Origin of the sequence: Alkalibacter saccharofermentans DSM 14828 (assembly GCF_900128885.1) — a bacterium.
GTDB lineage: Bacteria > Bacillota > Clostridia > Eubacteriales > Alkalibacteraceae > Alkalibacter > Alkalibacter saccharofermentans.
This window is the reverse complement of record NZ_FQTU01000007.1, coordinates 124,296-139,617: the sequence shown is the minus strand read 5'-3', so window position 1 is coordinate 139,617 and position 15,322 is coordinate 124,296. Positions and strand designations below refer to the sequence as shown.

General features: G+C 31.1%; 15 protein-coding genes. 1 reads left to right on the top strand and 14 read right to left on the bottom strand.

Annotated elements, in window-relative coordinates; all coding sequences use genetic code 11:
* Window positions 1-449: 449 nt before the first annotated feature.
* On the top strand, window positions 450-716 hold the full coding sequence (locus BUB93_RS06555) for an RNA polymerase sigma factor sigma-70 region 4 domain-containing protein (RefSeq protein ID WP_073270349.1): 267 nt from the start codon (window positions 450-452) through the stop codon (window positions 714-716).
* 340 nt (window positions 717-1,056) lie between these two features.
* Here the strand turns inward: BUB93_RS06555 and BUB93_RS06550 are convergent, their stop codons facing one another.
* From BUB93_RS06550 to BUB93_RS06485, 14 genes are read right to left on the bottom strand one after another with little or no spacing between them, the layout of a single operon-like run.
* Window positions 1,057-2,211, bottom strand: a complete 1,155-nt coding sequence (locus BUB93_RS06550) for a Coenzyme F420 hydrogenase/dehydrogenase, beta subunit C-terminal domain (protein ID WP_073270346.1) — start codon at window positions 2,209-2,211, stop codon at window positions 1,057-1,059.
* A complete protein-coding gene (locus BUB93_RS06545) occupies window positions 2,212-3,225 on the bottom strand; it encodes a glycosyltransferase family A protein (RefSeq protein WP_073270345.1) in 1,014 nt (337 codons plus the stop codon).
* 2 nt (window positions 3,226-3,227) lie between these two features.
* Entirely contained in the window at window positions 3,228-4,754 is a 1,527-nt protein-coding gene (locus tag BUB93_RS06540; RefSeq protein ID WP_073270343.1) for a lipopolysaccharide biosynthesis protein, read from the bottom strand.
* 59 nt (window positions 4,755-4,813) lie between these two features.
* On the bottom strand, window positions 4,814-5,956 hold the full coding sequence (locus tag BUB93_RS06535) for a polysaccharide pyruvyl transferase family protein (protein WP_073270341.1): 1,143 nt from the start codon (window positions 5,954-5,956) through the stop codon (window positions 4,814-4,816).
* 38 nt (window positions 5,957-5,994) lie between these two features.
* Window positions 5,995-6,975 (bottom strand): glycosyltransferase family 2 protein, encoded by a 981-nt coding sequence (locus BUB93_RS06530; protein WP_073270339.1) that lies wholly within the window; start codon window positions 6,973-6,975, stop codon window positions 5,995-5,997.
* Window positions 6,959-7,804 (bottom strand): dTDP-4-dehydrorhamnose reductase, encoded by an 846-nt coding sequence (rfbD, locus tag BUB93_RS06525; protein WP_073270337.1) that lies wholly within the window; start codon window positions 7,802-7,804, stop codon window positions 6,959-6,961. The genes BUB93_RS06530 and rfbD overlap by 17 nt, the downstream gene beginning before the upstream one ends.
* Complete coding sequence (gene rfbB, locus BUB93_RS06520; protein WP_073270336.1) at window positions 7,804-8,835, bottom strand: dTDP-glucose 4,6-dehydratase; 1,032 nt, start codon at window positions 8,833-8,835, stop codon at window positions 7,804-7,806. The genes rfbD and rfbB overlap by 1 nt, the downstream gene beginning before the upstream one ends.
* 18 nt (window positions 8,836-8,853) lie before the next feature.
* The gene (gene rfbC / locus BUB93_RS06515) at window positions 8,854-9,405 is read right to left on the bottom strand and encodes a dTDP-4-dehydrorhamnose 3,5-epimerase (RefSeq protein WP_073270333.1); all 552 of its coding nucleotides are present in this window, start codon (window positions 9,403-9,405) and stop codon (window positions 8,854-8,856) included.
* A gap of 15 nt (window positions 9,406-9,420) precedes the next feature.
* Window positions 9,421-10,305, bottom strand: coding sequence for a glucose-1-phosphate thymidylyltransferase RfbA (gene rfbA / locus BUB93_RS06510; protein WP_073270331.1), 885 nt, complete (start codon window positions 10,303-10,305; stop codon window positions 9,421-9,423).
* Window positions 10,302-11,042: a glycosyltransferase family 2 protein gene (locus BUB93_RS06505; protein ID WP_073270329.1), complete on the bottom strand. Its 741-nt coding sequence runs from the start codon at window positions 11,040-11,042 to the stop codon at window positions 10,302-10,304. The genes rfbA and BUB93_RS06505 overlap by 4 nt, the downstream gene beginning before the upstream one ends.
* 4 nt (window positions 11,043-11,046) lie before the next feature.
* Entirely contained in the window at window positions 11,047-11,865 is an 819-nt protein-coding gene (locus BUB93_RS06500; RefSeq protein ID WP_073270327.1) for a glycosyltransferase, read from the bottom strand.
* On the bottom strand, window positions 11,855-13,117 hold the full coding sequence (locus tag BUB93_RS06495; RefSeq protein WP_073270324.1) for an O-antigen ligase family protein: 1,263 nt from the start codon (window positions 13,115-13,117) through the stop codon (window positions 11,855-11,857). The genes BUB93_RS06500 and BUB93_RS06495 overlap by 11 nt, the downstream gene beginning before the upstream one ends.
* Before the next feature lie 33 nt (window positions 13,118-13,150).
* Window positions 13,151-14,284 (bottom strand): glycosyltransferase, encoded by a 1,134-nt coding sequence (locus BUB93_RS06490; RefSeq protein WP_073270322.1) that lies wholly within the window; start codon window positions 14,282-14,284, stop codon window positions 13,151-13,153.
* A complete protein-coding gene (locus BUB93_RS06485) occupies window positions 14,281-15,147 on the bottom strand; it encodes an NAD-dependent epimerase/dehydratase family protein (RefSeq protein ID WP_073270320.1) in 867 nt (288 codons plus the stop codon). Before BUB93_RS06485 ends, BUB93_RS06490 begins: the two co-directional genes overlap by 4 nt.
* Window positions 15,148-15,322: the final 175 nt, after the last annotated feature.

The window sequence follows — 15,322 nt, the reverse complement described above, 5'->3', positions numbered from 1 at the left end:
TTTACTCCAGAGCCATTCAGTGCCCAACCCCTTACAAGTACGTCTTGATTGTTTATACTCTGGTTATTTACAGGGGCGTCTATCATAGTTCGTGGAGTTAAACCTTGAGCTCCTACACCATCAGCATGTACTGCATAAAAAACAGTTGACACCAACAATAACAACACATAAAAGATAATCTTATTTTGCTTTATTTGGTCTCCTCTCCTTTCTTTCTCTTTGACATTACTAATAATATCAAAAAATTTCTTATAGCACATCGAAAAAATGAAAGTTTTGGTTTTTATCCCTCCTAGAATAATATTATCGCGTAGATAACAGTTTATTGAACTAAAACAACATGCGATTACGAGCTCATAGATGACTATGTCAAAAACGACAAATACGCTTACAAAAGCGAAAGAGTCGTAATCTATAAGGATTACTCTCCACATGAAATCCTTAGAGCAGTGGAAGCAGCGCTTAAAACTGAAATTCCAAACTTCATCAACATCAAATACAACCGTAGCCTTTCAGATGCAAGAGCTGTATCTGCCTTTTTGATGCGCTACCTTTGCGATTTTACCTACAAGGACATCTGCAAGACCCTTGGCAATATTACTGGAAGCCAGGCAGCTAACCTCTGCAACAAGGGTTATGAGCTGATCAAGTCCATACCCAAGTATCAAAACATCTATCCGGAAATTCTTGACTTCATAAAACCTAAAGCATCCTAAGGACAATTAAAGCCAAACTTCTACAATCCTCCATTCGGTGGACTGGTTTTGTTGCGATCATTGAATTCTTATTGTCTCTTTATAACTTATCACACTTAATTATTAATCATCCTACTTAAGATTAAGGATGCTTTGACACACACTTAATGTCAATTTCGATAGATAGTTGGGAAGTGTCCCCTTTTTTTCCCTAATTTCTCAAGATTTGTCCGTTGTCTTATTCTTCTAGCTAACAAAATAAGGCCATCAGGTAGTATTTTTTTTATTAATGACTTCATTGATTATCTCCTTCTTATTCAAATTGATGAACTATTTAAATATCAAATTCAGTCGATTCTATCTATTTAAGCGCATTTTTTATTACTCTTCTAGCTCTTCTCTTAAATTTAACCACGAAAGATTCATCACAATATTTATCAACTAATTTATTGAACGGCATAGTGTTTAAGGCACTTAAAAACTCTTTTCGTTTTGGATTATAGTTTACTGATTTAATTGCTGCTGAATTATACTTAACAGCTTCATTAATATCAACTTCTTTAAATTTCATATTACCCGAAATACTGTTAAAAACTTCTTGTCCTTTTTTGTTATTAACAATAATCAATGAAGTTCCTTTATCGTCATCCATTTCTGGTAATACTTTTTCGATTCCCCAAAAATCTGCAAGAGTAAGATCACTTTGTCTATTCAAGGTCTTAAATTCACAATCATAACAAGATGGTCTCAAACATAAATCTTTTAAAAATGCTCTCATATACAAGTCTTCATTTAAGTTTTTGCTATACCCAATATCATTCTCAAAGATAAAAGATACGGAGAATTGCTTCCAGCCTTTATCCTTATTCCGAAACTCTACCTGACTTACTTTTGATTCAGCTTTGGTTTCTCTATACTCAATATATTTTCTCCATGCTATAGGGGATGGAACTCCATGACAAATAAAATCCTGAGTAATAAGGTTTTCATAGGATCTATTTAGGTAAGAATTTAATCCTGCAATTTGACACGGAGTTCCAGAAAATAACACTTTTCTTCCGCTATCTAAAAAGTCCTTTGCCAGTTTATATGAATTCCCAATTTTACTTTGAACATATTTAGAGCCTCTCAATTCACAAAGTTCTTCGATTTTCTCAACAGATTTATGTGCAACCTCAAATTTTTCAGAATACCCTGCTCCAAATACAACACCATCATCCTTTATAGCATTTTCCGCTAACAACGTGAAAATTCCACCAGAAGAGCTGCTTAACCTGATCTGTTCATCCTTATTTATAGCTGCATAAGCTTGTGGGTTATTAACTATTCTTGCTTTATTAATAATAGGACATACTGAAATGCATTTCTTGCATTTAACGCACAACGAATACTCGACTTTAGGGTATAAGAAACCTTCTTCATCAGGAGTCATTATAATGCATTGAGTAGGACAAACATTTTTACACGCATGACAGCCCATACAGTCTTTGTTCGCTTTAATCATTTTATCTATCATTCATCTACCCCCTTGTATCTTTTCACGTCCAAATTTAACAAGCTCGTATAAATGAAATAAGATACTATATTTTGACTTATTATATAATATAATGTCTTTAAATGTAATAAGATTCAATTCTTTTAATAAAAGATACCCGTTAGTCATATCATTGGTAATTCTGTATTTTGAAGCGATTTCAAATTTCTTTTTCAAATATTTATGGTTTACTACCATACACCATTTCTTTTTCTCATAATCATCAAAGTTATGAATTCTATGTATGGTATTTATAATTACATCTTCGTGATTATTACATTTCTGAATCTCGCTTTTGTAATCATTTTCCATTCTAGAGTGACTGTTAGATCTAACTAAGTAGTCATATAAATGTTTGTCTATATACCCACATCTGTATTTCGATGCAATGGGTAGCAATAATTGCCAATTTTGGCCAGCTCTACTCTCATAAATTTCTCTATTCTCTACTACATCATCCAATGAAGAGGTTCTAACCATATAACCACCTGGTGCATAGTATACATTTTTTTCTAAAATTAAATCTCTGAATAGGTTATCTTGGCTTACATTATCATGAATTCGTCTCAGTTCTCCTATTGGTTTTAATGTGTCTTCATCAATAACTCTAGATTTGCACAGTACCATTCCATAATCTTGATTTGATTCTAAATATTCAACTTTTAGTTTTATATTATCTTTATGCAAAATATCATCTGAATCTGGCCAAGTGAGGTATTTCCCATTAAATATTCTTAAACCCTGGTTGAGAGCAGCAGCTTGGCCTCTATTTTCTTGATATATATATTTAAACACAATATTATTTATTTCAAACTTATTCTTATAAGATAAAACTATTTCTTCAGTCTTGTCTGTGGATCCATCATTTATAAATATTAGTTCAATGTTAGAATATGTTTGCATCAGAACAGACTCTAAAAAACGATGGACATACTTCTCACCATTATAACAAGGTGTTATTATACTTACTAATGGCATCTCACCTCGTATATTCATTATCATCTCCTCCCCTTCACTCTGATCTTAATCAAATCCAGTAAATATTTGAATTCTTTTCTTTTTCTAAGAAATAAAACAAAAAAAACATTTGGTATTAAAGCTACCAGAAAAATCATAAAAACAAAATTTGAAATGCCTAAATTCATTAGAATTATTGGTTTCATAAATTCTAAAACTAAAAGAGGGACTATTAGCACACATAAATAAAATAAAGAATCGACATAGTACTCTATTCCACTTCTTCCGAATATCTTTCTATATACTATAAAAGGCCTACTCATATTAGAAATCAAGCCTTGGATCACCGTTCCAATAAAAATACCCGGCAAACCAATTTTTTTGACTAATATAATTGAAATAACCAAATTAACTATAGCCTGAATTAACCCTATATATTTATCTTCATCAAAAATACCTGCTGCAACCTTAAAGTTGTTAACTACTATTCGATGTCCTTTAAGATAATAATCTGAAATTATTAGATAAATAACAGTAGTACCAATTAACATTTGGCTTCCAATCCAAAGTTCAATAAAAGGATTGATTAGAGTAATCAAGGCTATTGATGCAAAACCATAACACCAAAACCCCACAAATCTGTACACTTTGAATAATTCATACTGTTTATCAGTATTTTCTGTAGCTATTAGATTTCCAAACCCTGAAATTAACGAGTTGAATATAATATTTAAGAAACTTGTTACAGCACTAATAATAAGAGTGTAATTTGAAACCAAACCCACAGTTGTAATATTTATAAACGAAGAAATTAAGATATTATCGGTTTGATAAACGCTAATATCACCAATTTTATGAAGAACTAAAGCCTTAATGTTTTTGATGATTGGTTCTTTTTCTTCCTTTGTTAGCTTTCTTGTTACATCATCCAATAAAAACGGATATCTTTTATTAAGATATCTATTTACAAATATTTTCTGTATAAGTTCAATAAGAGCCGCTGAAATTAAATAAAGGAGAAAATTCTTCAATGAAATCAAAATTATTATTTGAACAATGGTAGTTATTACCATAGTTATAGTTTGTATATTGGTTTGTAGATAGTTTTTTTGTTCAGCGCTAACAAGACTATACTTATAAACGACAAAATATGTGCTGGTTGTATTGAATAAAAAAATTAAATAATATATTATCAATTCATTTGAACTTATAATACCCGACTCTTTGATGATCGTATCTAAAAATGGAATTAATGCTAATCCCACTACTGTTACAATTAGTGCAATCCAACGATATGCATATTTATACAAATGCATAAGTGCCTTTATTTTTTCTTTATCATTTTCTGCTACTGGCTTATATAAGCTGTAGTTCATCGCTGTTCCTATGCCAAGTTCAGCAAACGATAGCACTGATAGTATATTTACATATAATCCATTCACACCTAAATAGGTTACTCCTATTGTGTAAATAAATATCGTTCTTGATATAAATTTCAACAATAATGATAATAAATTCCCAAGATAACCATATTTAATATTTTTTGATGCATATTTTATCCTACTCATTTATTACCACACTTCTTTTCTTAATTAAATTTATATCTCCTTTGAGTATTAAACCTTGCTCATTCAATATCAGACTTTAAGCTAGCTTTTAAGTAGTCGAGTGCTTTACTTATTTCACGCTCTAATATTGATGGAACATGTGAGTAATCAATTCGAAAAACATCATCTTCCCAACGTATGTTCTCAGCTTTTCTATTTTCGAGATTAAATTTACCCAATAATGTATTAATTCTCGAGAACATCGTTGAAGGTAATCCTTCTCTTTCAAATATAATAAAGGGTTTCTCCATAATCATTGAAAAAACTGCACCATGAAATGAATCTGTGCAAAATATAGAACACGAATTAATGTAATCAATAAATTCACTTGGCCCTGTTCTATAAGTTTCTTTCTCTCTTATATCTCCCAAATTGATGACTTTAAGATCATTCTCTTTAACTATTTTATTAATTTGCTTTTTATAAGCTTCGGGGATTCCCCCTAAGAAATATGTCAACAAATACTTTTCTTTTGGTTTATTACTAGCTTCTTTAGATATTGACAACCACTTTTCTTTGCTCAGTAGTAATGTTGGATCAACAAGAACTGGTGCTTCTCTTCCCGTTAACTCTCTAATTATTTTAGCCCCATCATCTTCTCTGACTGATATGTGTTCAATATCTTTAATCCACTCTTTGTATTTTTCTTTTATATCTTCAGGAATTGCTGAAACCCCGAAGCTTGGCGCATATGAAATCCTTTTATTTTTATCTGCAAATGATAAGAAATTTATAGAAGAACCGTAAATATAATCTGGATTCCATACCTGGTCACTTCCTGTAACGAAATAACTATACTTATCTGATAAGTTACTTGGTATATTATTTTCAGCTATTTTGAAATTAGTTTCTCGGATATGATTATTTGTAAAATCTTTGAAAATCTTCGTTCGAATTGAGTCACTTTCGTTATTCTCTTTGTTATAGTATATATTCCTAGTTTCATCTTGGATTCTTTTAATAATTTCTTTTATAGATTTATTTTTTATCTTTTTTAACTTGCTTGTTAACCCATTATCTGTATTTGGTAATGGCTTGTTATCGTTAATTAATGTTTCTACTTCGTATCCTAAAGATTCAATTGCAGTCTGTAAAGCGTAATTTTGCAATCTGTTTCCGTAATTATAATAGCCATTTAATGTTACTATTCCAATTTTTCTCATAGTATTCCTCCTCCACTTACGCCTATATCTACCCTTGTCTACAATTGCACAAAATTGTCTTTTAAAATTCTTAAAAATATCCACAACTTTGGCGAAATTATTGTAATTAACAACTTCAATCTTTTAATAATTGATATTTGCTTATTTTTAATCAATCGGGTCAAAATATCGAATTTGAATTCTATTAAGTAATTATATTCCCTAATATCAACACTATCTTCACCTGATTTTTTTATTTGCGAGTACAAGTAGCTTCCTATATCAAACACATCATAATACACCAAATCAGCGACTTCTTTATATTTATGTTTATAATAATTATACATATCTAATTGCACTTTAAATTCGTCTAATCTTCTAAAACTAAATGCACTTCTTAGCGTGCTTCCTGCATTATATCTGTAAAAATATAAGGAATCCTTAATATATGATACCTTGTTTGAGACATCTATAAGTTTATAAGAAATATCTTTATCTTCTAAAATTATACCTTCAATAAATCTAACTTTATCGAATAATTGACTTCTGTAAATTTTATTACATGGACTAAAGGTTAAAACTTCATTTTTAAATATTTCCGCCATAGCTTCTTTACGATTATACTCTTTATCTTCTGCGTACTTAGTGTATGGCTCAAAACTTCCGTCTTTTTTCATTACCTGGAAATTACACGCAACAATATCAGATTGATGAATTAATGCGTGTTTTATTAATCGTTCATACATCTCGTAGTGAATCCAATCATCACTATCCACAAACCCAATATATTTCCCCTTCGCAATATCAAGACCAACATTCCGAGCTGAAGATTGTCCCCCATTATCTTTATGCTTAACTGTTACCCTACTGTCATTATTTGCGTATTGATTGCAAATATCCCCGCTTGAGTCAGAAGATCCATCATTTACTAAAATCAATTCAAAATCTTGATATTTCTGATTTAATACTGATTCAATACATTGAGTTAAGTAATCCTCAACATTATAAACTGGTACAATAATACTAAGAGTTGGATTCATACAAATAACTCCTAATTGATTTTTGCCACTCTAGCAAAGGCTGCTTTGAAATTGCATATATGCTTTTTTTTGATAATCTCGAATTCTTTGGTCTTCTAGCTTTTGTTGGATAGTCATCTGTCTTTATTGGATTTACTTTGACATCCATCTCAGCTTGCTTAAATATCTCACATGCAAATTCGTACCAACTACAATAGCCATCATTTGATGCATGATAAACTCCATACTTATCAGTATCCAGCATTTCAACTAGCAACTTTGCTAAGTCAGGAGTATATGTTGGAGATCCAATTTGATCTGCCACGACAGAAATTTCATCTCTCTCTTTACCTAATCTGAGCATAGTCTTAACAAAGTTATTGCCATTACTTCCAAAAACCCAAGAAATTCTCACAACAAAATATTTATCTAAAGATTTTTGAACCTCTAATTCACCTTCATATTTTGTCTGACCATAGTAATTAATTGGATTTGGCTTGTCTGTGACTTCAAAAGGCTTGTCTCCTTCACCATCAAACACATAATCAGTGCTAATATAAACCATCTTTGCATTTATTTCTTTACATGCTTCAGCTACATACTTTGTTCCTAAAACATTTACTGAATAACACAATTCTTTCTCATCTTCTGCCTTATCTACAGAAGTATAAGCTGCACAGTGAATGACAGCATCAGGGTTATAATCACTTATAACCCTTTTCACTTGTTCAATATTTGTGATGTCTAAAGATTCTCTATCGGTACCTAGGTAATCTTTACCTTCAGAATCTAACCGTTTTATTACATCAAATCCCAATTGTCCATTAGCGCCAGTTACCAGGACCTTCATTATTCTTCACCTTCTCTGTCACCGTACATCTTCACATAGTAATCTTTGTAATCGCCTGATATGATATTTTCCCACCATGAACGATTATCAAGGTACCATTTAATAGTTTCCTTAATTCCTTCATCAAATAGAGTTGTTGGCTCCCAACCTAGTTCTTTTCTCGTTTTTGATGGATCAATCGCATAACGCATATCATGCCCAGCTCTGTCTTTTACATAAGTTATGAGCGATTCCGGTTTCTCTAGCTCATTAAGAATTGCTTTAACGACATCTAAATTTGTTTTTTCGTTGTGTCCGCCAATATTGTATACTTCTCCCTCTTTTCCTTTATGAAGTATAAGGTCTATGGCAGTGCAATGATCCCCCACATAAAGCCAATCACGAACATTTTCACCTTTACCGTATACAGGTAGATTTTCATCATTAAGTGCTCTAGATATCATAAGGGGAATCAATTTTTCCGGAAAGTGATATGGGCCATAGTTATTAGAACACCTTGATATTGTAATTGGTAAACCAAACGTTCTGTGGTAAGCCTGTACCAATAAGTCTGCTGATGCTTTCGATGCCGAATATGGAGAAGACGTATGAATTGGTGTTTCTTCTGTGAAGAATAAATCAGGCCTATCAAGTGGTAAATCCCCATATACTTCATCTGTTGAAACCTGATGGAATCTCTTAACTCCATACTTTCTGGAAGCATCCATTAACACTTGAGTACCTAAAATATTAGTTTTCAAAAATATGCCTGGATCTTCAATTGATCTATCTACGTGAGATTCTGCAGCAAAATTAACTACAAAATCGAATTTTTCTTCTTTAAAAAGCTTTTCTACTAATTCTCTATCTGTTATGTCACCTTTTACGAATTTAAAGTTACCATTCTCCATTACTGGTTCTAAAGTAGATAAATTCCCAGCGTATGTTAATGCATCTAAACAAACGACTCTATATGTTGGATGCTCTTTGAGCATATGAAAAACAAAGTTACTTCCTATAAATCCAGCTCCACCTGTTACTAATATATTCATTATTTTCCCTCTCTTTCACTAATACTTAAAATTTATGTCGCTTTCTTTTAATAAAGGTGCATTTAAATCTTTATCAGACAAAATTGGACAATCTACATCCCACACTACTCCTATTTCCGGATCATCATATCTGATACTTCTATCATTTTCAGGAGAATAATACTCATCTACTTTATATTGCACTTCAACATCATCAGTAAGTGTTAAAAAACCATGCGCAAAGCCTTTTGGGATTAGCAGCTGTTTTTTATTTTCTTCTGTTAATTCCACCGCAACCCATTTTTTGTATGTAGGTGATCCTTCTCTTATGTCTACAGCTACATCCAATATTTTACCTTTAGTACATCTGACAAGCTTGGTCTGTGCTTTAGGATCAAGCTGAAAATGAAGTCCTCTCAATGTTCCTTTCTGTGCTGAAAGAGAATGATTGTCTTGAATAAAGTCAATATCAATACCAAACTCTCTGAACTTCTCTTTAGAGTATGTTTCTGTAAACCATCCCCTATGATCTCCAAAAACCTTTGGCTCGATAATAAGTACGTCTTCAATATCTGTCTTTATAATATACATTCATCTTACCTCTTTCTAATAATGAATTTTGCCTTCAGCGACCTTCTTTAAATGTTCTCCGTATGGTGATTTGCCATATTTTTCTGCAGAAGTTAAAAGAGTTTCTCTATCAATCCATTCATTATGGTATGCTATTTCTTCAAGAGCTGAAATTTTAATACTTTGTCTCTTTTCAATCATTTGAACAAATTCTGCAGCTTCTACTAAACTGTCCATTGTTCCGGTATCTAACCAAGCAAATCCACGTCCTAATAGTTTTACATTAAGCGTTTCATCTTCTAAATACATTCTATTTAAGTCTGTTATTTCAAGTTCTCCTCTATGTGACGGCTTTACTTTTTTAGCGAAGTCTACCACTCTGTTATCGTAGAAATATAGACCTGTGATACAGTAGTTTGATTTTGGATTCTTTGGCTTTTCCTCAACTGAAATAACCTTTCCACTATCATCAAATTCTACAATTCCAAAGCGTTCTGGATCATGAACATAATACCCAAAGATAGTGGCTTTACCATTTTTAGCATTCTCAGCAGCTTCTTTTAAGATAGGTGTAAATCCATTTCCGTAGTAAATGTTATCACCTAGAATCATCGCTACATTATCATCACCAATAAACTCTTCTCCAATAATAAAAGCTTGTGCTAAGCCATCCGGCGAAGGCTGTTCGGCATAGCTTAGTGTTATGCCAAATTCACTTCCATCTCCTAATAATTTCTCAAAATTTGGAAGATCAGTTGGAGTCGATATTATTAAAATTTCTTTAATTCCTGCCAGCATTAGTACTGATAATGGATAGTATATCATTGGTTTGTCATAAACCGGTAGCAATTGCTTACTCGTTACCATAGTTAATGGGTATAATCTTGTTCCTGAACCACCTGCTAAAATTATGCCTTTCATCTAACCGCTTCTCCTTTTTTAATATTTTTTATACAAAAACATCTCTGAACTAAGTTAAGCATCAAATAAAATCTCCACTTAATTATTTTGTTCAGCTTATTCCTGTCTGATGTCGTAGCAGTATTTTCATGTCTACGATATAAAATTAACTTTTCAGGTATATAAACTATTTTATATTTAAATAATTCAGCTAAGATACCTATCCACGCATCATGCATAGGTATCTTTTGCGGAAAAGGTAATATTGTTTTTTTTATCTCTTTATTAAATGCCATGCAGCAGCCTATGTAAGAATTCTTAATGAAATTTTTCAATATACCTTTTTTGTATTTTCTATTTATCAATTCATCTTTTACTTCATTCAAATCTGAATCCACGTATTGCAAGTCACTAATTACTAAAGTCACCTCTGGGTTAATTTCAAATTCTTTAACCATTCTCTCAATTTTATTAGGCAACCAAATATCATCTTGATCACATAGTAATATTATTTCATTAACAGTATTTTTAATTGCATTTTCAAAATTTTTAATAATACCGTTATCTTTATTATGATACAATTTAATACGTTTATCTCTTTCACAAAATCTATTTATTATACTTAACGTATTATCACTCGATCCATCATCACTAATCACCAATTCATCATTTTGATGTAATTGACATAAAATGCTGTTTATTTGATCTTCTATATATTTTTCGCCATTATAACTAGCCATTGCCACAGAAATATTCATCAATTCACCTCTTTAAAACCATTTTTAAGAATGCAATATTTTTATATATAAAGCTTAATTTTATCGCTCTTAACAATATCTTCCTACTGTAATATATTTTTCCTCCTCCAGCTTCGCAACAATAAACAAAAAAATCATTCAAAAATATTTTAAATCTTAATAAACTGGTTTCAAAGCTTGAATTATCGTGCCCTGAAAAACTCTGAATTAAGGTTGCATTTATTACAGCCACTTCTTTATAATATTTATAATATTCTCTCATGAAATAGTGATCTAAGTAATCGAGAAATATATCTTCGTTATATCCTCCTGTTTTACTGAAAACTCTTTTATTTATACACATGCCGGTATTAATTGCAGTTATATCTGAGTAATTCTTATTGACTTCAACTCTGAATTGTTTTACCTTCATTTTTTTTAAAAGACATGGTGAAATTATGATATCCTCTGATTTTATAATTGGAACATGTATACTCACATGTTTGTTCCTTGTAATGGACTTCTCAAGCTCCAAAAAATAATTATCCACAATCAGTGTGTCTTGATCAAATAAAACAATCCATTCCTTTTCATTAATAAGCTCGATTGCTTTATTATAAGCTTTACTTAGACCTTTGTTTCCATTCATGTCTACATAAACAAATTCTTTTTCACCACAATACTCTTTATTTTTTATTTTAATATCGACTTTAGTACTGTTGTCACATATAAAAACTCTTATATGTGACAAATTACTGTTCCGATATATTTCCAATAAGGAATTAACAATTGGTGATTTGTGACAATTTAAATTATACATTATAATAATTAAATTAAATTTCATTATATGCCTTTCCATATCGATTTTCTTTTGAATATGTATTTATAGTTGCCATGACAAGTATTAAATATCCTAGTCCAATAGGATTGTTTAAAAATGGGTTTACAGAAGATATCACAGAAAACATTATTAAACCAACAATTCCAGATTGCAATAACCTCACTTCAGTTTTATTTATAACTTCGCTTTTTATTAACTTGACGGCTTTATAAATGGGTTTAATTATTAATAATAGAAAACTGATTAATCCAATCAGACCCATATTAACTAACAACTCAATCCAAAATAATTCAAATTTCACCATCTCTCTAGTTGCTACTGCTGATTCAAAAAAAACTTTGATTCCAAAACCATTTCCTACAACTACATTATTTCTCCAAATATTAATCAAACTAAAAAACTGATTTTTCTTAATTATAAAACTTGCGTCTGTTGGACTTAATCTATTTAGTAATGCATCAATAATAAAATCATTAAAAACAAAAATTAAAACTATAATCAAACTGAATAGTACTAATGTAGTATTTTTTTTAATCGCAGGTCTAGATAAAACTATACATAATGCCAATCCAATAAAGGATGCTAACCAAATACCCATAGTAAGAGTACTTAATATGCTAATTAACAATATTAGGATTTTAAGTATACTAAATTTGTCTCTTTGTTGCGGGGAGTTAAAGAATAAAAATAAATTGTTTATTAATGCAATAGCTACATATGGACTAGCCTTAAAAAACACACTCGGCAAACCGTATCTAATCGATAAATGGCCATATTCCAAGTTAATGAGTACCGGGTTAATGACAGCGTAGCTGCTTTCATCGTAGCTAAATATTGCAAATATTGCAATGGATAGCAGTGCCAAAACTAAAGCGGAGTTATTAAAAACCTCCCATGCTTTTTTGACTAATTCTCTACTTGAAATCATCATGCCTATTGGATAAATCATAAATATATATAAATATCCCTTGCTAGAATTTATTACATCTAAAGAATCATATCCGTTAAATAACCCTATAAGAATAGCCATAAAATATACAGCTAAAAAGAAATTCACTTCATGATAAAAAGGTGTGTTTTTTATTGAGTAGTTGTTATTATATATTTCATACGAAAAATATAATAAGGATAAACCAAACAAAATATACCTTATAGTCAACAAAGATGTTATTGTCAAAACTCTACCCGAGCCACCTAGAACCATCTCTATTATTATTATTTTTAATAAAATATGTGAATTATATTTATTAATCATACCAATACTTCCTTATATCGTGTTCTGCTTATTTCAATTTTCAATTAGCTCGAGTCCTTTACGCATAGATTTATAAAATGATACTTCGGAAAAATAATCTTCATACACTTTTTTTGCTCGATGTCTCATTGCTGCTAAATCTTCTTTTGATAATTTATTAATCAAAGCAACCACATCATCTAAATTATTATTGTCTATATTATAACCAATACTATGTCTTTGAACTAAAGTGCACGTATCAAAAGAAATATTATTAATTATTGGCAATCCTGCCTGCAGGTAGTCGATTGATTTCATCGTTAAACCTACACAAACCGAGTCTTTCATAATATTTAAACCAAAGTGACATCTATCAAAAACATCTTGCTTTTCTTGTGGATTATATATTTTCCCATAGTATTCAACTCTCGCTCCAATGAGCTTTACCTGCATTAATAATTCTTGTCTTTTTTCACCATCCCCTATTATATGTAGAGTTACCGGCTTAACTTTATTTATAGATTTAATTATTTTTAAAATTTTTGTGATATCAATAATGTTGTTTATTGATCCCAAGTAAGCTAAATGTATCTCATCATCATCTGTTTTTATTTTACTCTCTACGTCAGTTGCTTTTTTTGCTAAGTATATTGTCTGAGTTCTCATACCTATAATTACTTTGTTTAATACCTTCTGATATAAGTCGCATTCTGTTACAATAAGATCCGCATATCTAAGATATTTATCTCTTAAAGCCCCCCAAAAAATAATCGGTGGTAATTTTTTAATTTTACCAAACGGCATAGTTTCGGGCCACAAATCAATAATATCAAAAATCAATTTGATTTTTTTATTTTTCAGTTTATATTGACCTGCAAATTTTGCTGAAGAATTCGGAGGAACTACTACATATAATAGTTCTGGTTTTATTTTCTCTACAATCTTAAATGCATCTTTCGCAAAGATGTAATGAGACCTCAGCCTCTGGATAGATAAATTTTTATAATATGGTTCAGTTTCTATAAAAACATAACCCTTTTTATGATCTTTTCGCACTATTTTATTTATATGTTTGAAATTAGATTGAACAACTGTTACATCCATATCATTCTTAACTAAAAATTCATAAACTAAGTCTATTCTTTCTTCATACGTCTCGAAACAGTTTACTATAACAGCTCTTTTCATCGTGTCTCCATTTCAGTCAACTTAATCGACTCTTCCAAGTCCCTTACTCTGTAATTTTGCTTATACTCACTCATAGTCTTGTCATACACCAAGTTGCCAAAGACCTTATTTATTATGCCTATCTTATAACCCAAAAGTCTTAATATTGGGTTAAAGATTTTTGTTAAAGTAATCCTTTTGCCGTGTGATTTTGCAATTAGCCTTACCATGTCACTGGTCTTTACGTATTCAGCATTTTGAGGATAAAACAATCCTGATTCATTGTTTTCTATCATCAATCTTATAAATTCACAAAGATTATCTATGTGAAGCATGCTTCTTTGATTTTCTATATTCGGAAAAACCGGCAACTTAACCGCAGCTTTTGCAAGCCTTGGATAATTGCCTTTTGATCCTTCACCATAAATCATAGGTGGACGTAGGATAACAACTTTAAAAGATTCATCTTCCAGACCTTTTAAGCCTTTTTCTGCTTGCAGCTTGCTATCACCATAGAAATTACTCGGTGTAGGCTCTGTATCTTTAGTTATTATTCTTTCTTTACTGCTACTGTCACCATAGACGATAATGCTGCTCATAAAAACAAACTGCTTAATTCCATCATTTTTAGCCTTTAAAGCAACTTCTATCGCTAAATCTCTATTAACTTTATAGTATAAATCCTTAAGTTTTGGATCTACCGATACATGAGCAATTCCGGCAACATGAAACACTAAATCATAAAAAGAAAAGTCTTTTCCCTTCCAACTGACTTCCTTAACATCCAACTCCTCCACCGCATATTCATCAGGCCACTGGCTTAACCACTGAGCGAATTTTGTACCTATGTAGCTGTCCTTGCCTGTTATTAGTATATTGATCACGTGGCATGCTCCTTGCTAAAATAGTTGTTGATTTTTGGTCGTTAGTATTCGCGGGCTTGATCCTGCAAAGCCGGAGTTGTTTTCTAGGGGTATTTCTTTGGAGTCGCGGTAGGGCACAGAGACCTACCCTACAAATTCCAAGTCCAACAGTTGTGGGGCAATTTGAATGAAAAAA